This is a genomic window from Rhizobium sp. ERR 942, assembly GCF_007828395.1.
Taxonomy (GTDB): Bacteria; Pseudomonadota; Alphaproteobacteria; order Rhizobiales; family Rhizobiaceae; genus Rhizobium; species Rhizobium dioscoreae.
In genome coordinates this window covers 237,667-258,670 of the sequence record NZ_VIUA01000001.1, presented here as the reverse complement: position 1 = coordinate 258,670, position 21,004 = coordinate 237,667, and the positions used below count along the sequence as shown (strand labels likewise).

19 protein-coding genes are annotated in these 21,004 nt (G+C 60.3%); 7 read left to right on the top strand and 12 right to left on the bottom strand.

Annotated elements, in window-relative coordinates; translation table 11 throughout:
- Window positions 1–425: 425 nt before the first annotated feature.
- The 3 genes from FBZ97_RS01195 to FBZ97_RS01185 all read right to left on the bottom strand — a co-directional run bounded on the left by FBZ97_RS01195 (window position 426) and on the right by FBZ97_RS01185 (window position 3,361).
- Window positions 426–1,307 carry an NAD(P)-dependent oxidoreductase gene (locus FBZ97_RS01195; protein ID WP_145316104.1) on the bottom strand — a complete coding sequence of 294 codons (882 nt, stop codon included), beginning with the start codon at window positions 1,305–1,307 and terminating at the stop codon, window positions 426–428.
- 126 nt (window positions 1,308–1,433) lie between these two features.
- Window positions 1,434–2,873: a pyruvate kinase gene (gene pyk / locus FBZ97_RS01190; RefSeq protein ID WP_015341054.1), complete on the bottom strand. Its 1,440-nt coding sequence runs from the start codon at window positions 2,871–2,873 to the stop codon at window positions 1,434–1,436.
- The gene (locus FBZ97_RS01185; RefSeq protein ID WP_069613236.1) at window positions 2,873–3,361 is read right to left on the bottom strand and encodes a DUF1036 domain-containing protein; all 489 of its coding nucleotides are present in this window, start codon (window positions 3,359–3,361) and stop codon (window positions 2,873–2,875) included. Before FBZ97_RS01185 ends, pyk begins: the two co-directional genes overlap by 1 nt.
- A 204-nt stretch (window positions 3,362–3,565) precedes the next feature.
- Between FBZ97_RS01185 and FBZ97_RS01180 the strand changes: the two genes are divergently transcribed.
- The 3 genes from FBZ97_RS01180 to FBZ97_RS01170 all read left to right on the top strand — a co-directional run bounded on the left by FBZ97_RS01180 (window position 3,566) and on the right by FBZ97_RS01170 (window position 5,117).
- A complete protein-coding gene (locus tag FBZ97_RS01180) occupies window positions 3,566–4,360 on the top strand; it encodes an N-formylglutamate amidohydrolase (protein ID WP_145316103.1) in 795 nt (264 codons plus the stop codon).
- Window positions 4,361–4,387: 27 nt separating this feature from the next.
- Window positions 4,388–4,693 (top strand): DUF1244 domain-containing protein, encoded by a 306-nt coding sequence (locus FBZ97_RS01175; protein ID WP_145316102.1) that lies wholly within the window; start codon window positions 4,388–4,390, stop codon window positions 4,691–4,693.
- A gap of 172 nt (window positions 4,694–4,865) precedes the next feature.
- Window positions 4,866–5,117: a DUF2312 domain-containing protein gene (locus tag FBZ97_RS01170; RefSeq protein ID WP_069613239.1), complete on the top strand. Its 252-nt coding sequence runs from the start codon at window positions 4,866–4,868 to the stop codon at window positions 5,115–5,117.
- 11 nt (window positions 5,118–5,128) lie between these two features.
- Here FBZ97_RS01170 and FBZ97_RS01165 read toward each other — a convergent pair whose 3' ends face one another.
- The 4 genes from FBZ97_RS01165 to FBZ97_RS01150 form a co-directional block, all read right to left on the bottom strand.
- The gene (locus FBZ97_RS01165) at window positions 5,129–6,223 is read right to left on the bottom strand and encodes a nitronate monooxygenase (protein WP_145316101.1); all 1,095 of its coding nucleotides are present in this window, start codon (window positions 6,221–6,223) and stop codon (window positions 5,129–5,131) included.
- A gap of 65 nt (window positions 6,224–6,288) precedes the next feature.
- Window positions 6,289–7,212 (bottom strand): NAD(P)-dependent oxidoreductase, encoded by a 924-nt coding sequence (locus tag FBZ97_RS01160; protein WP_145316100.1) that lies wholly within the window; start codon window positions 7,210–7,212, stop codon window positions 6,289–6,291.
- A 101-nt stretch (window positions 7,213–7,313) separates the two neighbouring features.
- Window positions 7,314–8,411 (bottom strand): branched-chain amino acid aminotransferase, encoded by a 1,098-nt coding sequence (locus FBZ97_RS01155; protein ID WP_145316098.1) that lies wholly within the window; start codon window positions 8,409–8,411, stop codon window positions 7,314–7,316.
- 191 nt (window positions 8,412–8,602) lie between these two features.
- Window positions 8,603–9,865, bottom strand: a complete 1,263-nt coding sequence (locus tag FBZ97_RS01150; RefSeq protein ID WP_145316096.1) for an NAD(P)/FAD-dependent oxidoreductase — start codon at window positions 9,863–9,865, stop codon at window positions 8,603–8,605.
- Window positions 9,866–10,211: 346 nt separating this feature from the next.
- Here FBZ97_RS01150 and FBZ97_RS01145 point away from each other — a divergent pair, with 346 nt between their 5' ends.
- Entirely contained in the window at window positions 10,212–10,406 is a 195-nt protein-coding gene (locus tag FBZ97_RS01145) for a hypothetical protein (protein ID WP_113355070.1), read from the top strand.
- Between the two features lie 166 nt (window positions 10,407–10,572).
- On the opposite strand, the gene FBZ97_RS01140 is transcribed toward FBZ97_RS01145, so the two are convergent.
- From FBZ97_RS01140 to FBZ97_RS01120, 5 genes are all read right to left on the bottom strand, one after another.
- Complete coding sequence (locus FBZ97_RS01140) at window positions 10,573–11,274, bottom strand: polysaccharide deacetylase family protein (RefSeq protein ID WP_113355068.1); 702 nt, start codon at window positions 11,272–11,274, stop codon at window positions 10,573–10,575.
- An 11-nt stretch (window positions 11,275–11,285) separates the two neighbouring features.
- The gene (locus tag FBZ97_RS01135) at window positions 11,286–12,128 is read right to left on the bottom strand and encodes a glycosyltransferase family 25 protein (RefSeq protein WP_145316094.1); all 843 of its coding nucleotides are present in this window, start codon (window positions 12,126–12,128) and stop codon (window positions 11,286–11,288) included.
- A 123-nt stretch (window positions 12,129–12,251) separates the two neighbouring features.
- Window positions 12,252–12,869 (bottom strand): hypothetical protein, encoded by a 618-nt coding sequence (locus tag FBZ97_RS01130; RefSeq protein WP_113389177.1) that lies wholly within the window; start codon window positions 12,867–12,869, stop codon window positions 12,252–12,254.
- A gap of 282 nt (window positions 12,870–13,151) precedes the next feature.
- Window positions 13,152–15,104 carry a DUF882 domain-containing protein gene (locus tag FBZ97_RS01125; protein ID WP_113330403.1) on the bottom strand — a complete coding sequence of 651 codons (1,953 nt, stop codon included), beginning with the start codon at window positions 15,102–15,104 and terminating at the stop codon, window positions 13,152–13,154.
- 175 nt (window positions 15,105–15,279) lie between these two features.
- Window positions 15,280–16,860 carry a sigma-54 dependent transcriptional regulator gene (locus FBZ97_RS01120; protein ID WP_145316093.1) on the bottom strand — a complete coding sequence of 527 codons (1,581 nt, stop codon included), beginning with the start codon at window positions 16,858–16,860 and terminating at the stop codon, window positions 15,280–15,282.
- A 220-nt stretch (window positions 16,861–17,080) separates the two neighbouring features.
- On the opposite strand from FBZ97_RS01120, the gene FBZ97_RS01115 reads away from it, so the two are divergent.
- The 3 genes from FBZ97_RS01115 to FBZ97_RS01105 all read left to right on the top strand — a co-directional run bounded on the left by FBZ97_RS01115 (window position 17,081) and on the right by FBZ97_RS01105 (window position 21,002).
- Window positions 17,081–18,940, top strand: coding sequence for a M3 family oligoendopeptidase (locus FBZ97_RS01115; protein WP_145316091.1), 1,860 nt, complete (start codon window positions 17,081–17,083; stop codon window positions 18,938–18,940).
- A 275-nt stretch (window positions 18,941–19,215) separates the two neighbouring features.
- Window positions 19,216–20,376: an aminodeoxychorismate synthase component I gene (locus FBZ97_RS01110; RefSeq protein ID WP_145316089.1), complete on the top strand. Its 1,161-nt coding sequence runs from the start codon at window positions 19,216–19,218 to the stop codon at window positions 20,374–20,376.
- Entirely contained in the window at window positions 20,361–21,002 is a 642-nt protein-coding gene (locus tag FBZ97_RS01105; RefSeq protein WP_145316087.1) for an aminotransferase class IV family protein, read from the top strand. The genes FBZ97_RS01110 and FBZ97_RS01105 overlap by 16 nt, the downstream gene beginning before the upstream one ends.
- Window positions 21,003–21,004: the final 2 nt, after the last annotated feature.

Here is a 21,004-nt window from a genome sequence, read left to right as displayed (position 1 = left end):
CCCACAAGGGGGGAGATTGGGGCGGCACCCATGAGCCCAAGGCACATCGTATCTGCAGAAACTGCAATTCGTCGGTTCGAAAGGAAGAGCAGCAAGCTCCCTACGATCTCCCCCCTTGTGGGCAGGGGTATCGCATATGAGCGGATATCGCCGCTGTCCCCCTTCTCCCCAGCGGGGAGAAGGTGCCGCCAGGCGGATGACGGGGTGCCCGCCAAGACCACAAAAATCCATGAATTCAAATCGATAACCCCCTCATCCGACCCTTCGGGCCACCTTCTCCCCAAGGGAAGAAGGAGCTTATGGCGCTCGTCCGCCTCCATATGCGATAGCCCTGCCGCCGGCGGGGAGATGTCACGAAGTGACAGAGGGGGTGCACACCCTCCACGAACTCAATCGTCGGCGACGACACCCCCAAGGTCAGCCAATTATCCTACCAACCCCGCATCCTTTGCCGCCAACGCGCCAATCGCCGACCAGTCCAGCTCCTCGCCGCCATGCGCCAGCAGGTTGAGGAACCGATCGCGCAGCAGGCTCGCCAACGGCAGCGGCACGTTCAGCGCCTCGCCGGCAGCCAATGCCAGCCGGATATCCTTCTGGCCGAGCGGTGCGGTGAAACCGGCTGGTTGGAACTTGCGATCCGCGATCAGCCCGCCATAGGTCTTGTAGACAGGCGCGTTGAACAGCGTCGAGGTCAAGAGATCGAGGTAGGCATGCCGGTCGACGCCACCCTTCTCGACCAGCGCCATGGCCTCGCCGAGCGACTCGATGACCGAGGCGATCAGGAAATTGCCGCTGAGCTTGACGAGATTGGCCGCCTTCGGCTCTTCGCCGAGGACGAAGGTGCGCTGACCGATGGCCTCGAACAGCGGCGTGACCGTTTGGATCGCATCGGGTGCACCCGCCGCAGCAACGAAAAGCTTCGCCGCAGCCGCCGCTTCCGGACGACCAAAGACGGGGGCAGCAACGAAGCGCTGGCCTTTGGCGGCATGATCCTGGGTCAAGCGTTCGGACATGGCGACGCTGATCGTGCTGGCGGAAATATGAACTGCACCCTTGCCAAGGCTTGCCAGAACGCCGCCATCGCCATGGACGACGGCCGATAGCGCATCGTCATGTGCGAGCATGGTGAAGACAGCCTCACCGCCGCACGCATCCGCTACGGTCGCGGCAACCTTGGCGCCCTCGCCGGCCAGAGCCCCGGCCTTGTCGCGCGACCGATTATACACAGTCACCTCATGCCCGGCCTTGATGAGATTGACGGCCATGGCGCTGCCCATCTGGCCCAATCCGATAAATCCGACTTTCATTGGAATATCTCCTTCTCAATCCGCCTGCTTGGGGATCGCAGACGCTTCGGTTTCAAGAAAAAACCCGCCGTCTTTCGACAGCGGGTTTCGGGTGTTTCAGGTGCTGCCGCAATCAGATGTCGGCAATCACACGCCGGACTGACCGTCCGAACCGATATAGGCAATACGCAGCATGTTGGTGGCGCCCGGCGTGCCGAGCGGAACGCCCGCCGAAATGATGATGCGGTCGCCCGGCTTGCCGAAGCCTTCCTCGGCAACGATGCGGCAGGCATTGTTGACCATGTCGTCGAGGTCGGTCGCGTCGTGGGTAACAACGCAGTGCATGCCCCAGACGACGGACAGGCGGCGTGCCGTCTGAATGATCGGCGATAGCGCCAGGATCGGAACCTGCGGGCGTTCTCGCGAAGCGCGCAGACCGGTGGTGCCGGAGGACGTGTAGCAGACGATGGCGGCAAGCTTCAGCGTCTCGGCGATCTGGCGGGCGGCGAGCGAGATCGCATCGGCGCCGGTTGCCTCAGGCAGCGCGCGCTGGGCATAGATGATGCCCGGATAATGCGGCTCGCGCTCGATGGTGCCGGCAATCGAGGCCATCATGGAAACGGCTTCGACCGGATAGTCGCCGGATGCAGATTCTGCAGAAAGCATAACGGCATCGGCGCCTTCGAAGACGGCGGTCGCGACGTCTGAGACTTCGGCGCGGGTCGGGACCGGCGCGGAGATCATCGATTCCAGCATCTGCGTAGCAACGACCACCGGTTTGCCGGAACGGCGGCAGGCGCGGATCAGCTGCTTCTGAATGCCGGGAACGGCTTCCAGCGGCATTTCCACGCCAAGGTCGCCGCGGGCCACCATCAGTGCGTCGGAAAGCTCAATGATTTCCTCGATGCGCTCGACAGCCTGCGGCTTTTCGATCTTCGACATCAAGCCGACGCGCCCATGCGAGATCTTGCGGACTTCCGTCAGATCTTCCGGGCGCTGGATGAAGGAGAGCGCAACCCAGTCGACTTCATTGGTCGCGAGAACGGCGTCGAGGTCGGCGCGGTCCTTGTCGGTCAGCGCGCCGACGCCGAGCAGCGTATCGGGCAGGCTGACGCCCTTGCGGTCGGAAATCTTCGTGCCCGAAATGACCGTTGTCACGATACTCTTGCCGTCGCACTTTTCGGCGCGCAGCGCCAGCTTGCCGTCATCGATCAGCAGGCGGTGGCCGGGCTGAACCGATTCCAGGATTTCCGGGTGCGGCAGGTAGACACGCGTGTTGTCGCCGGGGATATCCTGATTGTCGAGCGTAAAGGTCTGGCCGGGCTTGAGGTCGACCTTGGTGTCAGCAAACTTGCCGACGCGCAGCTTGGGACCCTGCAAGTCAGCGAGAATGCCGATCGGACGACCGCAACGAGCTTCGACGGCGCGGATGCGCTGGATCAGCGTGCGCATCACATCATGGCTGGCATGGCTCATGTTGATGCGGAACAGATCCGCCCCGGCCTCGTGAAGCTTCTGGATCATTTCCTCCGAAGAGGAGGCCGGACCGAGCGTTGCGAGGATTTTGACTTTTCGGTTTCGTCTCATCAATTCTGGCTTTCTTGGCTGCCCGAGGGCTCGGAAAGCTGAACCATCCAGCTCGCCTGGCGCCCGGTGTCGTATTCCTTGAATCCCATCTTCTGGTAGCCACGCGCGTAGCAATCCTTGACGCCTGGGATTTTGAATTCGTTTTCCGCCACGCACATTTCGACGTCGCCCGTCCAGCGGCCGCCGCGGGCCGCGTCTTCTGCGTAGAGGTAATAATAGCGGGATTGAAGCGGCCCCTCGATCAAAGTCGCGCAGGTATTGGCCGGAATCTGCCACCAGCCCTCCGTCACCCAGCCGTCCTTCGCGCGATAGCCGATCGCAACGCCGACAAGGTTCTGCGTACCATTGCACGTTCGGAAATCGGCATGGGCGGCATTCGGCATGAAGAAGAACGGCGCGGCCGCAGCAAGGATGAGGAAGGCGATTCGGGCGAGCGGGCCTGACCGCTTAACGAAACGTGGCGCGACTTGGCTGGACACGGCTTCCAATTGGCTCCCGGTTATTCGTTGTTGCGTCTTCTTGCGCCGCCATCCCATGAATGTCAACGCAACTCTAATCGATTATATTTTCTTCACGGGATGGTGACGGCACCATGCGCCGCTCTCCATCCGATCGAAGCTGCAAACCTTGCACCTTCCATCCGCACATGCAATCAAACAAAGAGTTGAAAATTTCAATAATCGACAATCCGCATGACCGATTTCAGACCGTTTGAATTCATACCCGGCAATCGTGACAAAGGCATGGTCATTCTCGGCGATCACGCCATGCGGCGCCTGCCCGAGCGTTACGGCAGCCTTGGCCTGCCGGAGACTGCCTTTTCCCGCCACATCGCCTATGACATTGGCATCGAAGGCCTGTGCCGTCATCTCTGCGCGCGGCTGGGCGTGCCCTGCGTGCTGGGCGGCTTTTCCCGTCTTCTGATCGATCCGAACCGCGGCGAGGATGATCCGACGCTCATCATGAAGATCTCGGACGGAGCCATCATACCGGGCAATCATCCGATTACGGATGAGGAATGGAGTTACCGCATAGAAGCCTTCCATCGGCCCTATCACAAGGCGGTGGATGAGACGATTTCCGCCGTAGCCGAGGCGACGGGCAAGGCGCCCCTGGTTTTCTCGATGCACTCATTCACCCCGGCATGGAAAGGCGTGCCGCGACCCTGGCATGCCAGCGTGCTCTGGGACAGCGACGACCGAGCGGTCGTGCCGCTCCTTGCAAAGCTCGGCGCCGATACCGATCTCGTTATCGGAGACAACGAGCCTTATGACGGTGCCCTGCGCAACGACACCATGTTCCGCCATTGCATGATGAAAGGCATTGCGCATGCGCTGCTGGAAGTTCGGCAGGATCTGATCGGCGACGAGGCCGGCATTGTCGAATGGGCCGATCGCCTCGCACCGATCTTCGCAGAGATCAATGCCGATCCGGCGCTCCATGAATATAAGCGCTGTCCTTCGCGCACCGGCCCTTATGAGGCGTGAAGCGACAAGCGAATTGAGGAGAAAGAGATGACCACGCTCATCAAGGAACAAGAGATCGAGCTCGAGGCTGCCGCCTTCCGCCGTCTCGTTGCGCATTTGCGCGAACGTAGCGACGTTCAGAATATCGACCTGATGAATCTTGCCGGCTTCTGCCGCAACTGCCTTTCCAACTGGTATCGCGAAGCGGCCGAAGAGGCCGGGCTGCCGGTCAGCAAGGATGAGTCGCGCGAGGTGATCTACGGCATGCCCTACGAGGATTGGAAGAACCTGCACCAGAAAGAAGCCTCTCCTGTGCAAAAAGCCGCTTTCGAGCAGAACAAGCCGAAAGATTAACGCTCCCTTCATCAATTCGGCTTGACCTTGCGCGCCATTCGCGGCACGTCAACTGCCCGATCGAATTCGAAATCCCGCGCAAGCCATGAAGCGATGTGCCGTATCGGTGACCGACCGATCTCATCTGCGACGGGCTGCAAGCGACCCCTTTGAGACCCTTTAGGAGAAGTGCATGGAAGAGAACAGCGTCGAGAACGTGGCCGCGGCGGAACTGCGTCAATTCATCGAGCGCATCGAGCGCCTCGAGGAAGAAAAGGCCGCCATCCAGTCCGACATCAAGGATGTCATGGGCGAAGCCAAAGGCCGCGGCTACGACACCAAGGCGATCCGCACCATCATTCGCCTTCGCAAGAAGGACGCAAACGAGCGCCTGGAAGAAGAATCCATCCTGCAGACCTACATGGCCGCACTCGGCATGGAATAATCGAGACTTTATCAGTCTTGAAAGGTGATCGGGAGCCGGCTTGCCGGCTCCTTTCTTTTTGAGCGTCGCTCTGCAAAAAGACGACCGATCAATTCGGCGGCACTCCCCTGCCACAGCTCGCCCTTGCCGGTTCCCGACCAGAGAGACAGGAAATCCGGAGATCCCTTCGCTGTCGACGCAGCGCGTATGTCCCGCGTGAACTTGTTCTGCGCCGGAAAGGGAAGGATGGCGTCAGGCTTCCCATCCATCTCGTCCATGAAGCGGTTCTCGATCCCGCGCGCAAAGCGACCTGAGAAAGCGCGCGTCGTTCGCGTCTTTCGCTCCGGCGTTTCGAGCAGCTTTTTACGATAGGGTGCCGATGTCCCGGCTTCAGCGCAGGCAAGGAAAGCCGTGCCCATCTGCACGGCCTGTGCACCCGCCTGCAGTGCCGCCCGGATATCGCTTGGGCTCATGATGCCGCCGGCTGCGATCAGCGGCACGCGAATGGTGCCGACGCATCGCGCCAGGAGGTCGCGCATCCCTATTTCCGGATCCACTGCCCTCGCATCGAAAATGCCGCGATGACCGCCCGCTTCGAAGCCTTGCAGCACGATCGCATCCACGCCGCTCTCTTCCAGCGCCTTCGCCTCGTCGAGTGTCGTTGCCGTGCCGATCAGCGGGATACCAGCCTTTTTCGCCTCTCGTCCATGGTCGGCCGGCAACAGGCCGAAGACGAAGCTGAAGCAGGCCGGCTTGATGCGCAAGACAGCTTCGAACTGTGCATCGAAATCCTCTTCATAGGGAGGAGAAAGCTGCGGCGACGGCAGTTTCAACTCCTGGCGATATCCTGCGGTCGCAGCCACGGCGCGCTCAAGCCGATCGGTGCCAACCTCCGGGATCGAATGCGGAATGAAGAGATTGATCGAAAACGGCTTGTCGGTTCGCTGGCGAACCTGAGCTGTAAAGGTTTCGATCGTCGCGGCATTTAAATAGGCGCCACCCATAGCACCGAGGGCACCGGCAGCGGAAGCCGCAGCCACGAGTTCTACCGACGAAGGACCACCGGCCATCGGTGCAACGATCAATGGATACTTCAAGCCCAGCTGTTGAAAAAGATTGCTGTCCATAGGACCGTCCTTCCGGAAATACCTGCCCAAGTCTTAACCCAACATTGGGGTTGCGCGATGAGTTACTAGGAGCGACCAAGCGCTTCGGTGCGGGCCTCGATCGCCTTGATCACCGACACCATGTCGAGCCGGCCATTGCCGAGTTCGACGCTTTCACCATAGAGAGTGCGGCAGAGATCGAGGACGGGCGATGCCATGTCCGCGGCGCGAGCTGCCTCCGCAATCAGTTTCGTGCTGTTGAACGCATCGGCCGTCGCCGCCTGCACCGAAAAATCCCGCGCAACAAGCTTTGGAATTTTCACGCGTGTCAAATCGCTGGCCATAGGACCGGAATTGATAGCCGCCTGAAAAGTTTCAAGATCGAGCCCGTTGCTCTCAGCAAAATGTGCAGCTTCGGCAAGCCCCGCAAGCATCGTGCAAAGATAGAGATTGACGGTCAGTTTCATGAGCAGCGCATTGCCGACCGGGCCGCACAGGATCGTTTCGCGACACATAGGCGCAAGCAGCGGCCGCACCTCGGCAACCGCCTCCGCATCGCCGCCGAGCAGCGCGACGAGTTGCGCCGTCTCGGCAGGCTTCCTCGACCCCGAAACCGGGGCTTCGACATATTGCCCGCCGGCGCTAAGAATATCGGCGGCAAGCCCGCGCGAATATCCGGGCGGATTGGAGCCCATCGACACGACGATATGTCCGGACACCAGCTTGGCGAAGTCCGGAGTACCCCGCCGCAACACCTCGTCCAGCACCGTTTCGTTGACCAGCATCAGGATGACGATGCGTGTGCGCGCAAACACCTCCTCGACGCTCGCCGCCACCGTGGCACCCGCCTCGCGCAACGGATCGGCTGCTGCCGCAGAGCGGTTCCAGACCACCAGCCTGGTGCCTGCCTTTGCGAGATTAAGGGCCATCGGCTGGCCCATGACGCCAAGACCGATAAAACCGATCTCCGCGCCCGGCTCGCCGCCGGGACGTTCGCTGACGCTGGTCATCACAACAACTCCGATGGTTCGGGTGACTATGCGATTTCTTGTGTCAGAGCCGGCGCGAGAGCTCATATACCTTTCCCGCCGGGTATGGGTTCACGGTTCGCTTAGAACAGGCGGTCCAGCCACTCGTTCTTGTCCGGCGCGCGGCCGAACTGGATGTCGGTCAGGGCTGCCTTTAGGCGTTGCGTCGTAGCGCCGGCATTGCCGTCGCCGATGGTGAAGCTGTGCTTGCGGCCCTTCACCTTGCCGATCGGCGTCACGACGGCCGCCGTGCCGCAGGCGAAGGATTCGCGCAGGCGCCCGCTCTCGGCATCCGCCTGCCACTGCTCGATCGAATAGGGTTCCTCGCGCACCGTCAGGCCCATGTCGCGCCCGAGTTTGATCAGCGAATCGCGGGTGATGCCCGGCAGAATCGTGCCGGTGAGCGGCGGTGTCTGCAGCGATCCGTCGTCGAAGACGAAGAAGACGTTCATGCCGCCAAGCTCCTCGATCCAACGCTTTTCGACGGCATCGAGGAAGACCACCTGATCGCAGCCTTCACGCTGGCCTTCGGCAAGCGCTGAGAGGCTTGCGGCATAATTGCCGCCACACTTGGCAGCACCGGTGCCGCCCGGAGCGGCGCGGGTGAAATTCTCGGAAACCCAGAGCGTGACGGCAGATCCGCCGCCCTTGAAAAAGGAGGCGACCGGGGAAGCAATAACGCAGTAGATGTATTCCGCCGACGGCTTTGTGCCGAGAGCGACCTCCGTACCGATCAGGAACGGCCGGAGATAGAGCGACGCCCCTTCGGCGGTCGGGATCCATTCGCGATCGATCTTGACCAGCTCGCGGACAGACTCGACGAAGAGCTCTTCCGGCAAGCGCGGCATCGCCAACCGCTCCGCCGAATTCTGGAAACGGCGCGCATTGGCGCTCGGGCGGAAAAGGGCCGCACCGCCGTCCGGCAGATGATAAGCCTTCATGCCTTCGAAGATTTCCTGCGCATAGTGAAGCACCACGGTCGCGGGATCGAGAGCAAGCGCCTTGCGCGGCTCGATCTTGGCGCTGTGCCAGCCGCGATCCTGCGAATAGCGGATCGTCACCATGTGGTCGGTGAAGATGCGGCCGAATCCCGGGTTCTGCAGCAGCGCTTCCCGCTCGCTCGCCGTCGCGGGATTAGGGTTTTTCTGGATGTCGAAGGTTAATTTTTCGCCGGTGCTCATGGCTCCTCCAATGCTTCTTGTGTCGCGGCTTTCGCCGCCCATCTCCCGAAGGATGGTGTAAATCAAATCGGGTGGTATTTGATTGCGTTTACGCCTGTTCTCACGCAAGTTTAAGAGCGATTTGCATAAAATTATGAGGCGAATCGCTATTTCTCGCTTGCAAGCTGGCTATCGGTTTCATCGGCTTTCCATCAGAGCGCTTCCGCAACGGCTTCAGCAGCGACAACGCCGGTTTCATAGGCACCGTGCGCAGTAGAATAACGCGTCTTCGAACAGGCTTCTCCGGCGAAGAACAAACGTCCGTTATGGGGAGCCGCGAGGACGCTGCGCAGGTCGGACGCACCGGGTGTCGCATAGGAATAGGAGCCGCCAAAGAAGGACTCTCCCGCCCAGGCCGACGCCGCCAGCGGCGACAGCGTCTTGCCGACATCGGCGCCGAAGACGCGCTTCAACTGTTCCACCGAAAAATCAAACATCGCATCGATGCCATGCCTCTCCAGATCGAGCGCAAGGTCGGCGGCGAAATAGGCCTCGATAACCGGAGCACCGAACGGCTTCAGCTGATAGGCCCCCGTTCGGCGGCTATGCTGCGATCCCATCACATGCGCATCCTCCGGAAACATCCGAGGTTCGGCTGTGCGAAGAAAGAGTTTGTTTGCCAGACCGAGCGGCAGGCGGGAAGCTGCTTCGATCTTCTCCGGCAGAGGCGGCCAGAAGGCGATACGTCCAGCCGCAAGCACATTGGTGGAAACAGTGACGACGACGGCCCTCGCCCGCAGCTCGCCCTTGCTCGTGGAAAGCACGACATGGCCAGCGCCGCTATGGTCGATGCGGCTGACCTCGGCGCCGAGAATGGTCGGCACCGGCAAGCCGTAGGTCGCAACCAAAGTGCCGTAACCCTGCCGCACGCGCCAGTCAGGACCAGGGCCGGGATCGTAGCGGCCAAGATCGATCACCGAGGACTTGTCGAGCTCTCCTCCGGTCATGAAGGCGCCGACGGCGTAAATCCTTTCATTCCACGGATCATCAGGCAACAACATGGCCGAGAGATCGGCGTCTGCATCTCCCTCGTACTCATAGACCCGCTCGAAGAAGGCGTTGACGGCGGCAGCCGCAGCCTTGGCATCGGGATCGTTCTGTTCTAACCGATGGCCGCCGTCGCTCCAGGGCGCGGGCGTGCGATCGACGGTCAGGCCCATTTCCTCGGCAATATCAGTCCAGGCGTTGGTGCGCGCGCCATGCAGCCAGCCGCAGCCGAGATCGAGCGCGGCGGCATCGGTGCCGAATGGATGGATCGAGCGGGCACGGCCACCGACGCGATCGGACGCTTCGAGCAAGATGATCGAGAGATCCGGCCGAAGCAATTGCAGCTGTCGGGCAGCACTTACTCCTGCCGCTCCGGCACCAATCACGGCAACGTCAATCTCGCCGCCTCTCCAGGATTCGATGGGCATTCCAATTCCTCTTCGCGCAAGCGCTGGAGAACAAACCAGCCGCGCGACTTGGTGATATGAGGCTCGCCAATCCGCCGGCGCGAACCCTGTCGATCATGTGTAGCCGACCTCGGCGCGGCCTGTAAACGGGCGCGACGACGGGATACCAAATTGCCGCATTGAGCTGAAACCGCGAATGTCGTACGTGCTTCATCCAGACAGATAGTGAGGAAGATCGTGCGGAAACGGACCTTCGGAACAACACTCTCGACCGCGACGCGTAGTATTGGAGGCGCTTGTGCCAACACAGCTCAATAAGACGGCGGCCACACGTCGCGCCTCTTTCAAATCGCATTCGGAAACACCGATGTTCACGAAGGAGTGGTCTATCCCCGCGATCCTCAGTGTCTTCCTGCTCGGCGTCTGCGGACTCATCGCCTATTTCACCTGGACCCTCATGCCGCCGGCGGCGACAACACAGAACCATGTCGGCGGAGCTGTCACACTCAGCGACGGTAATGGCCGTCCGATTGCCGATCCCGCGCCGAAAAAGCAGCCATAGCTGTAGCCGCGGCCACACCGACCGATAGCGAAAAAACGCTGGCCATGCCCGTGAGCGATAAGCTCGCACCTGACAAATAGACCATCAAATGGCAGGCCCTTCCGCCGGCGGCCACAGGACCAAGGGCAACTACAGCTTTACGGCGGCATCCTAGTTACAGGGCTGACTATCCGACGACGCACTTCTTGACGAAATGCAGCCAGCTGTCGTTGCGCCGGATGGTCGCGCGCGGCAGGCCGAACGGATCGTCGCCCGGCCGCGCCCGACCGCGGCGTGTCGTCGTGGCGGCGCTGTAACCGGCTTCATAGGCAAGCACGCGATCGAGCGGCGTTTCGTCGCCATAGGGAAAGCAGAAGGACGAAACGCCTTCGTCGAGCAAATCCTCGAGCAACTCGCGCGAATGGGTGATCTGACGGCGCGCCTCTTCCATCGGCAATTGCGGCAGGCGAACGTGATCGAGCGTATGCGATCCCACCTCATGCCCGAGGCTGTGCCAATGCTTCAGCTGTTCGACCGACATGCAGGGCGCCTGAGCCACGCCAAGGGGGACATCCCAGACATTGCTGCCGCCGATCTGGTTCGCCACAACGAAATTCGTGGCAGTGAAGCCAAACTCCTGCAGCACGGGCAAGGCATTCTCATGGACATTGGCATAACTGTCATCGAAGGTGATGGCAGCGACTTTGCCGGCCTTCTCGCCGCGGATGTAAGGCATTGCCTCACGCAGCGACACACCCTGAATTCCAAGCTTTTTCAGCCATTCCATCTGACGGCGGAAGGCTTCGGGATGGACGACCATGCTTCTGAACGGCGCCTTGCGCGACGGCGGCACCGCAATCTGATGATATGCGAGGATTGGAACAGCCACGATGGATCGTCTCAGATGATGCGGCGCGAGCGAAGCGCGATCTTGGCGCGATAGAGCGGCCGCAACACCTCTCTGGAGAGCCTCTCTGCCAGTGTCTTGCGACTCTTGATCGTACTGCCGCCGAGCTGAGGGGAAATTTCACGCACGCCGCCAGGCAGGACCGAGAGCGGCGATACGCGCGTAAACCAGCTCATCTGCACGGTGGTATCGACGGGCCGGTCGAAGACGGAGGTCGCTTCCAGTAGGCGGATGGCGGCATCTCGGCTGACGAGCTGGGCCACCATGCCGAGACCTATCCTCTTCGGTTGAATGACATCGGTCTCCCCTTGGGAAAGAACAGATCTGCCATGCTCCTTGCCCATGCGAAACGGGAAGCGAATGAAAGAACCTGGCTTCAGGCAGGCCTTGGCAGCAGCAAAGGCTGCGTGGAACGCGTCGTCGATCTCGACATCGTCCTCAAAGACAAGACCAGCATCGATGCCCTGCTCGACAATGGCAGCCCAAGCCTTGCGATGCGACAGAAAGCAGGCGATTTCGCCCGTGCTCATGGCAAACGGATAATAAGGCTTCTGCAACCGCGGACGATAGACACTGTCGATCTCGACGGCACTCAGAGTGCGGCCATCGACTGCCTCGACGATCTCGCTTTGCACCGGAAGCTTTGCAGCAAGCCTTTCGACCTGCGGCATGCGGTCACGGGCGCGATCCAGATGGATGATGAAGCCACGAATGACAGGTTGGCCGGGCGTGTCCAGAACAGTACCGACCGAATTGGACGCTGGAGCGAACTCGAATCCCGTATGAGATCTTTCGAGCGGCATCGCCGAAGACGGGTTGAATTCGTGGGCTTGCATGAAGGGATACCTCGGGGTCATATTTCGCGAGGCTCTAGCAACCCTGAATGAAAGCGAGCTTAGGCAAACCTGAGGCGAAACTGAAAATGGTTGTTTTCAACGGATCTGAACAACTGAAGGAAGCTAGACGAGCATGCTGATGCGACCGCTCGCCATCTTGTCTTCAACCCAGCGGCGTTCATCCAGCCAGGCATGGCGTTTCCACCCTTCCCAGCTGAAACCGCACAGCTTCACCTCCCACTCGTCTGCAGGCAATCGTGACAGCACATATCGGATGCCGAAGAAGCCGGTGCTCGGAAAGAGCTGATGCATCCGGCATTGGCTCACACCGAGTTCCTCGCAGCCCTCGATGTAAAACTGCGGCGGCATGATGCGGATTTCCTTGCCGGCAGCACCGACCAATTCGATCGTCCGCATCGTCCAATCGCTTCTTCGGCCCTTCAGGCGTGAGAGCAGATTGGGCTTGGGGTGATACTTGCGGATGATATCGGGATGATAGGCAAGCACGACCTCCTTGGCTGCCGTGAACGTCGCGCTGGTCAGGAAGGTCGGGTCCGTCAATCGGCGCTGCATAGGCTTGCTGGAAGCTGCAAGCATGAGAATATCGGTGCGTGAACCGCTCATGCCGATCGAAGCCTTCGGCTCGTTGAAACGCATCGCAAATTCTGCATTGTCCACGACCTCAGAGAGGTCACGCTGCAGCTTGCCATTGCCAATGATGATTGCCGTCTTGCGGGTCAAATATGAATATCCATCAGGTCCGAAGTCGCCGACCTAACGGAGCCGAATGAAGCCAAACTGAATGGCGGATCGGGGAAGGATGCATAAATCCTGACACGAACCTGAAAGCCGTCGCAATGTCACCTACGAGCAACAGCAGTGCCTGAAAACCGGGCTCAGCTCAGATTTGCATGCCGCCCGCAGGCCACGCAAACCCGATCGCGATCATAAATGGATAGCACCCTGCCGAATCAGAAAGGAGCCCAAACGGGCCCCTTGAAATCACGCTGAAGTGGATGCAGCCTATTCGACCGAATTGAACTTCTTCACCTGAAGGAAATTCACTGCACTTCCGCTGAAGCGTTCGGGATCGATCGAAGCCGTCTGTACCTTGAAACCATCCGTGTAAACGGCAGTCGGTTGGGCACGGAGCGTCGGGCTCACGAAGCGCGGCGCCTTGACCGGGCGGTTTACAATCTCAACCCGGGCCTTTGCGATCGCCCATTGCGAGATCATCTTCTCCGTCAGCGTCGGCGCAGTCGTCACCGTTGCGCGGCCCGAATCGGCCACCACGGCGTCCTGCTTGTTCGGCCGGCCGCCCTTGGTCGCGATACCGGCGGCAATCGGACGTTCCTGTGGCGTAGTCGGCTCGAACCCGTCGTTGAAGCGACGGCTGCTGGCCTTCACCTCGTTGCGGACCGGTGCAAGCGCGGCCACCTGCATCGGCATTTGCTGTGCCGGTCTCTGCTGCGGCAGGACGGCGGCAATTGCCTGCGCCGCATCGTTACCGGCAGCCATGCCGTTGCCGGCGGGTGCCAGTTGATCCTTGGACGCGACGTTGTTCGACGGCTGCATCACCGCAACCGCATTGTTGGCGTCCGATCGATCAGGACGGCTTTGCTCGAGAGCCGCAATGACCGAAGGCGAAAGTGCACTTGCGTCAGCTTGGTCGTCGGCGGCCTCCTGATCGGCATCGGCTGATGCCAGCAGGCTTTCGGCCAATTCCGGACGCTGCGCCGGCACCGGAACGGCAGCCAGCTGGCCTTTCATGTCAGCCTCGGCCGATGCCACTTCGGCATCCCCGGGTGAACGACGGTCAAGCAGGGACGGCACGGGCACATGATAGGAGCGAAGGTCGGCATATTGCGGCTGGTCGCCCGTATCCGGCATGGCGGCGGCAAGAGCATCCTGCGCCGCGTTACGCGACGGTGAGACGAGAGCGGAAGCCACATCGCTGCCGGCAGGCTGATTGCCGAATGCCGGGCGAACCTGCGGAACGGGCGCGTTTACGCTGGCAACTTGAACCTGGGCCGGAGCCGGAGCGGCGCCCTCGTCACCATCATCACTGGCAGCCGGAGCCGGCTGGCCCTTGCGGGCAGCTGAGGCGACAGCCACCGGTGCCGCCGTCGTTCCGCTATCTGCATTATCCTCTTCCTCATCGGCACCGCCACCACCGAACAGGCGGGCAAAGAAGCCGCGACGCGGCGAAGAGGAGCTGGCGATCTGGATATCGTCGGACGACATACGGCGCTTGTAATCGGCGACTGCCTGCTGGTAGCCCGGCAACGGCCGGCCGTCCGCCGGAATATGCATCGTCTTGCCATCCGGGAAGAGGCGGACGAGATCCTGGCGATCCATGCGCGGCCATGCGCGCACGCCGCCGACATCCATATGCACGAAGGGCGAGCCGGAGGTCGGATAGTAGCCGACGCCGCCCACCTGCAGCTTCATGCCGATTTCGCGCAGCTTGGTGAGCTTGACGTCAGGAATATAGAAATCCATCGCGTTGCCGAGCATGTGCTGGCTCTTCTTGGCAACGCCGGTATGGGCGGAGCGCGTGCGCAGCATCTCGTTGGTGCCCGGCGAACGGAAACCGCAGATCACATAGATGAATTCGTGTGAACCGCTTTCGCGGTAGACTTCCCAGATCAGGTCGAACAGGCGCGGGTTCATCTTGGTCGGCTGATTCTTGCGCCAGTCGCGCAGAATGCGATTCAGCTTCTCCAGGCCGTCCGGATCGAACTTGCCGTTGCGCTTGTAGGTGATGACGGCCTTCTCGCCGGTATGGACGTAGTAAATCTTGAGGCTACGGGTTTCACCGCCTGCCTGAGAGGGAGTGCCGACGAAAACAGGGGTAGAAACGGACAAAGCAAGGAGGCCAACGGCTACAACCTTGGCCACCTTGCTAAATAGGTTAGAGCACGCAGAATGCCAGCTCAAGCTATTAGGCTTGGTATTTGCACTCAAATTCGGCAATTCGATCCCCGTCCGACAGACAATGTCGCATCGTGTTCCAAATGGCTGTCAATTGCGGTGACACGATGGCAAAAATGCCACACATGGTCGACCCCTTCATACATGGTGAACGATGCACTAACAAGTGCTTTACGACGGGTAACAAAATATGCTTGCCTAAACGTTAAGCTTTACTTCATGCTGCGTTTTTTTGCGGGTCATCCGGGTCTATGCCGTAATCTTTCAACTTTCGGTAGAGAGTTGAGCGGCCGATGCCGAGCTTTCTCGCGACTTGACTCATCTGCCCACGATAGAATTTGAGGGCAAATCGGATCAATTCTTCCTCGACATCAGCCAGTTTCCTGACATCTCCCGAGGTATTTGTGCTGACGATGACATTGTCGGAAGTACCGGCCGACGCATCGGCTGAGGCAAGCGGAGTGGTTGCAGCCGATCCGTGCGAAACCCCGTAAGGGACCCGTTCGCTTCGTTCAGCCGCCAGAAGCTCGGCCGAAGAGGCATGCGAATTATCCACAACCAAGGTTGGATGCTCGGCAGCGAAATAGCCGGGCAGCTGTGCGGCGATCTGCGGAAAATCCGTGTCGAGCAGCTCTGGTCCCTCGGACAGGACGACCGCGCGGAAAACAGCGTTTTCGAGCTGGCGGATATTGCCCGGCCAGTCATAGGCGGTCAGCAGTGCAAGCGCGTCGTTGCTGATCCCGAGCGGATGATCGAGCTTCTGCTCCAGCGCAAACCGGTCGGCAAAAGCGCGTGCAAGATGCGGGATGTCTTCCTTGCGGCGACGCAGTGCCGGCATGGTGATCGGAAAGACGTTCAAGCGATAATAGAGATCCTCGCGGAAGCGCCCAGCCTTGACCTCTTCGATCAGATCCTTGTTGGTCGCCGAAATCAGCCGGACATTGACCTTCTGCGCGACGCGCGCGCCGACGGTCTCGATTTCGCCCTGCTGCACGGCGCGCAAAAGCTTGACCTGGACTTCCAGCGGCAGGTCGCCGATTTCGTCGAGGAACAAGGTGCCGCCATCGGCTTCCATGAATTTGCCGACATGGCGCTCGGTTGCACCCGTGAACGCACCCTTCTCATGTCCGAACAGGATGCTTTCGACGAGATTGTGCGGGATCGCACCACAGTTGACGGTCACGAACGGCTTGCCGGCGCGGTCGCTGGCGGCCTGGATGGCACGGGCCACCAGTTCCTTGCCAACACCGGATTCGCCTTCCAGCACGACTGGAATGTTCGATTGCGCCGCGCGATGGGCGAGATCGATCACCCGCATCATCGCCGGGCTTGCCGAGACGATGTCGTCGAAGGTGATGCTGCTCGAGCGCGACTTGCGCCCGGCGCGGGCCTTCGCCTCGCGCTGGTCGAGCTTCAAAGCATTGGCGATCGATGCCGCGATACGCTCCGGCGATACCGGCTTGACGACGAAATCGAAGGCGCCGGCGCGCATTGCCTGCACCACGGTATCGATGCCGCCCTGCCCCGTCTGCACGATGACGGGCAGGTCGATGCCCATATCGTTCAGCGCGCCCAGGAACTCGATGCCGTTCATTTCCGGCATCATGAGATCGAGCACGATCACGTTGATCTGATCGTTGCCACGCTTCAGGAACTCAAGGCCGAGACGGCCATTTTCTGCCAAATGGGCAACGTGTCCGTGCCGCTCGATGGCATTCTTCAGCAGACGGCGTTGAATCGGATCATCCTCAACAACGAGAATCTGCGCGCCCCCCTTGGCGCTATTGTAAACGGTCATTGGTGCCTCACTTCATGCGAAACCTGAGGCGAAGATCGCAGAAAGGCTTGAACATGAAGTTTTGCCAAAGCATCGCATTTTAATCATTATGACGAATGTAAAAGCGCTTATGATTCAACCTTCGGTGCAGGAAAATCAGGCCTTGCAGCGGGCTTTCCAGCCGAATAGACACCATACGGATCGGACGATCCGAAAAATAAAAGCAGAGGAAATTTCGCCCATGAGCCCGACCTCGCTCCACCCCCTCATTAATTTCTCGGCCATTAAATTCTCGGCAAGCCCGGCAGCCGGCCAGGCGCTTGGAGACCTGCCAGCCTGGAAGCTAAGCGATCTCTATCCTTCCTCCACGTCCCCCGAGTTCGTCGGGGATCTGGAAAAGGCCGGCAAGATGGCCATTGCCTTCGAGGAAAAGTGGAAGGGGAAGCTTACCGATGCCGCCGCCAAGACAGGCGACGCCGGCATCGGCGCAGCCATCAAGGAGTATGAAGCGCTTGACGATATCATGGGCCGTCTCGGCTCATTCGCCGGGCTCACCTACTTCTCCAATACCATCGATCCGAACAACGGCAAGCTCTATGGCGACGTCCAGGCAAAGCTCACGGACTATTCCTCTCACCTTTTGTTCTTCCCGCTGGAGCTGAACCGCATCGACGATACGATGATGGACGCCTGCATGACGAACGACCCCGCCGCCGGCCATTATCGTCCCTGGATCGTCGACCTGCGCAAGGACAAGCCGCATCAGCTCGACGACAGGCTGGAGCAGCTGTTCCTGGAAAAATCCATGACGAGCGCCGCCGCATTCAACCGCTTGTTCGACGAGACGATGGCTGAGCTGCGCTTCGAGATCGACGGCGAGAAGCAGCCGCTGGAAGTCGCCTTGAACATGCTGCAGGAGCAGGACCCGGAAGTGCGCCGCAAGGCAGCCATGGCGCTTGCCGAAACCTTCAAGGCCAATCTGCGCACCTTTACGCTGATTACCAATACGCTCGCCAAGGACAAGGAAATCGCCGACCGCTGGCGGGGCTTCGAGGATATTGCCGACAGCAGGCATCTCGCCAACCGCGTCGAGCGCGAGGTAGTGGATGCGCTGGCGGCCGCTGTGCGAGAGGCCTATCCGCGGCTTTCGCATCGCTATTACAAGATGAAGGCCAAGTGGCTCGGCATGGACCAGATGAACTTCTGGGACCGCAATGCGCCGCTGCCGGAAACGCCCAACGCGCTGATCCCCTGGACCGATGCGAAGGATACGGTTCTATCGGCTTATGGTAATTTCGCCCCCGAAATGGCTGATATCGCCAAGCGCTTCTTTGACGAGGAATGGATCGATGCGCCGGTGCGCCCCGGCAAGGCGCCGGGCGCCTTCGCCCATCCGACCGTGCCGTCGGCTCATCCTTACGTACTGGTCAACTACATGGGCAAGCCGCGCGATGTCATGACGCTGGCGCATGAGCTCGGTCACGGCGTGCATCAGGTGCTGGCCGGAGGCCAGGGCGCACTGATGTGCCAGACGCCTTTGACTCTGGCGGAGACAGCCTCCGTTTTCGGCGAGATGCTGACCTTCCGCGCGCTCCTCGACAAGACCACCGACAAGCGCGAACGCAAGGCGATGCTCGCGCAGAAGGTCGAGGACATGATCAATACGGTCGTGCGCCAGATCGCCTTCTACGAATTCGAGCGCAAGGTGCATACCGCCCGCAAGAATGGCGAGCTGACATCGGACAATATCGGCGAACTGTGGCTCTCGGTACAGGAGGAGAGCCTAGGTCCCGCGATCAAGATTTCCGAGGGCTACGAGACCTATTGGGCCTATATCCCCCATTTCATCCACTCGCCCTTCTACGTTTATGCCTATGCCTTCGGCGATTGCCTGGTAAACTCGCTCTATGCCGTTTACCAAAACGCCGAAAAGGGCTTCCAGGAGAAATATTTCGAACTCCTGAAGGCCGGCGGCACCAAGCATCATTCCGAACTCCTGAAGCCTTTCGGCCTCGACGCAACTGATCCGTCGTTCTGGAGCAAGGGCCTGTCGATGATCGAAGGGCTGATCGACGAGCTGGAAGCATTAGATAAGAACTGAGATCTCGGTCCTGCTTTGAGGAGAAGCAGGTCAGGCACCTTCGCCATTGCCGCAGCTTCGCGCATGGCCCCTCACCCCAACCCTCTCCTCGCCTATGCGGGGAGAGGGAGCGATCGCAACTGCTGCACCGTTGTTTGCAGAGAATGATGCGGTGGACGCAGAAACAGTCCCCTCTCCCCGCGGGCGGGGAGAGGGCTAGGGTGAGGGGCCAAGCGCAACGGCATATGCAATCATGCCTGGGGATCATTGAATCAAGACTGGATCGAAATCCGCGCATGGCCGATGCCGTACCCTACGTCCTTTTCAGGGACGACAGCACAGGACAGATGATGATCTTCGCCGAGCCGGCCGAGATCATTGTCGCCCATACGCGTGCGCAATTTTTCGATGCCCTCGATCGGATGGAAAAAGCCAAGCGGCAGGGACAATGGCTTGCCGGCTACATGGCCTATGAGGCCGGCCATCTCTTCGAGGAAAAACTCGCACCTTTCGCCGAGGAAAACAGGGAAACGCCCCTGCTCTGCTTCGGCGTTTTCGATGCTCCTGCCGCTGATGGCCATCTGCTGGGCCAGCCGGTACAGCGCCTGGAAAACCGAGAGTTTCTCACGGAGCCGAAGGCCGCTTGGAGTTTCGAGATATATAAGGAGCGCTTTGACAGGCTGCATCGGCATCTGCGCCAGGGCGACTGCTATCAGGCAAACCTGACCATGCCGATCCATTCGCGATGGAACGGCGATCCCCGCGCCGCCTTCTGGTCTCTGATCGAACGGCAGCCGGTGAAATACGGCGCGTTGGTCGATCTCGGCGGCCCGATCATCCTCTCTCGTTCACCGGAGCTTTTCTTCCGTACGGACGAGGACGGTTGGATCGAGACGCATCCGATGAAGGGCACGGCCAGGCGCGGCGCAAATGCTGCCGAGGACGACCGCATCATCGCCGCCATGCTCGCCGACGAGAAGGCGCAGGCCGAAAACCGCATGATCGTCGACTTGCTTCGCAACGATATCTCCCGCATCACTGAGGTCGGCACGCTGGATGTGCCGAAACTCTTCGAGATCGAGACCTACCCGACCCTGCACCAGATGGTCAGCCATGTGCAGGCCAAGCTGCTGCCAGGCATATCGATCCGCGATATCCTTGCAGCACTCTTCCCCTGCGGCTCGATCACCGGTGCGCCGAAAATGCGGGCGATGGAAATCCTGCATGAATTGGAAGACGGCCCGCGCGACGCCTATTGCGGCGCGATCGGCATGATCTCGCCTGGTGGTGCCATGCGTTTTTCCGTGGCGATCCGCACGATCACGCTTTTCGAAGACGGTCGCGCGGTGTTCAATGTCGGCGGAGGCATCGTCTTCGATTCGACGGCGGAAGCGGAATATGAAGAATGCCTCCTTAAGGCGCGCTTCGCCGTGGGGGGCCGATGGATCGACCGGTAGAGGACTTTTCCCTGATCGAGACATTGCGCTACGAGCCGGAAACCGGCTTCGTTCGCCTGCGCCTGCATCTTGCCCGCCTACAACGATCCGCCCGCCGCCTCGGCTTTTCAGCTCCAAAGAACGTACTGGGAAAACTGGAACAGGCGGTGGCCGGTACTGCTGCGCCTTTGAGGGTTCGGCTGACACTGGACCGCGAAGGCAAAACGGAGGTGGCGACCGCTCCCTTCGTCCCGCTTTTGCCTGACACCGTCTGGCGCTTGCGCGTCGCTGCGACCCGGCTCGATTCCTCCGATAAGCTGCTGCGTTTCAAAACCACGCGACGAGGCATTTATGAAGCAGCCCGAGCGGAATACCGGCCAGACGAGGCAGACGAAGTGCTGCTGCTCAATGAGAAGGATGAGGTTTGCGAGGGGACGATCACCTCTGTCTTCCTCGAGGATAGCGCGGACCTGCTCCGCACTCCTCCCATATCATCCGGTCTACTTGCAGGCGTCCTGCGCACCGAACTCATCTGCCAGCGCAAGGCCCGTGTCGGCCGCATCCGGCTCGACGACCTAAGAGATCGCCCCCTTTATGTCGGAAACTCACTGCGCGGCCTGATCCGCGCGCAACTCCTATGGAATTGATT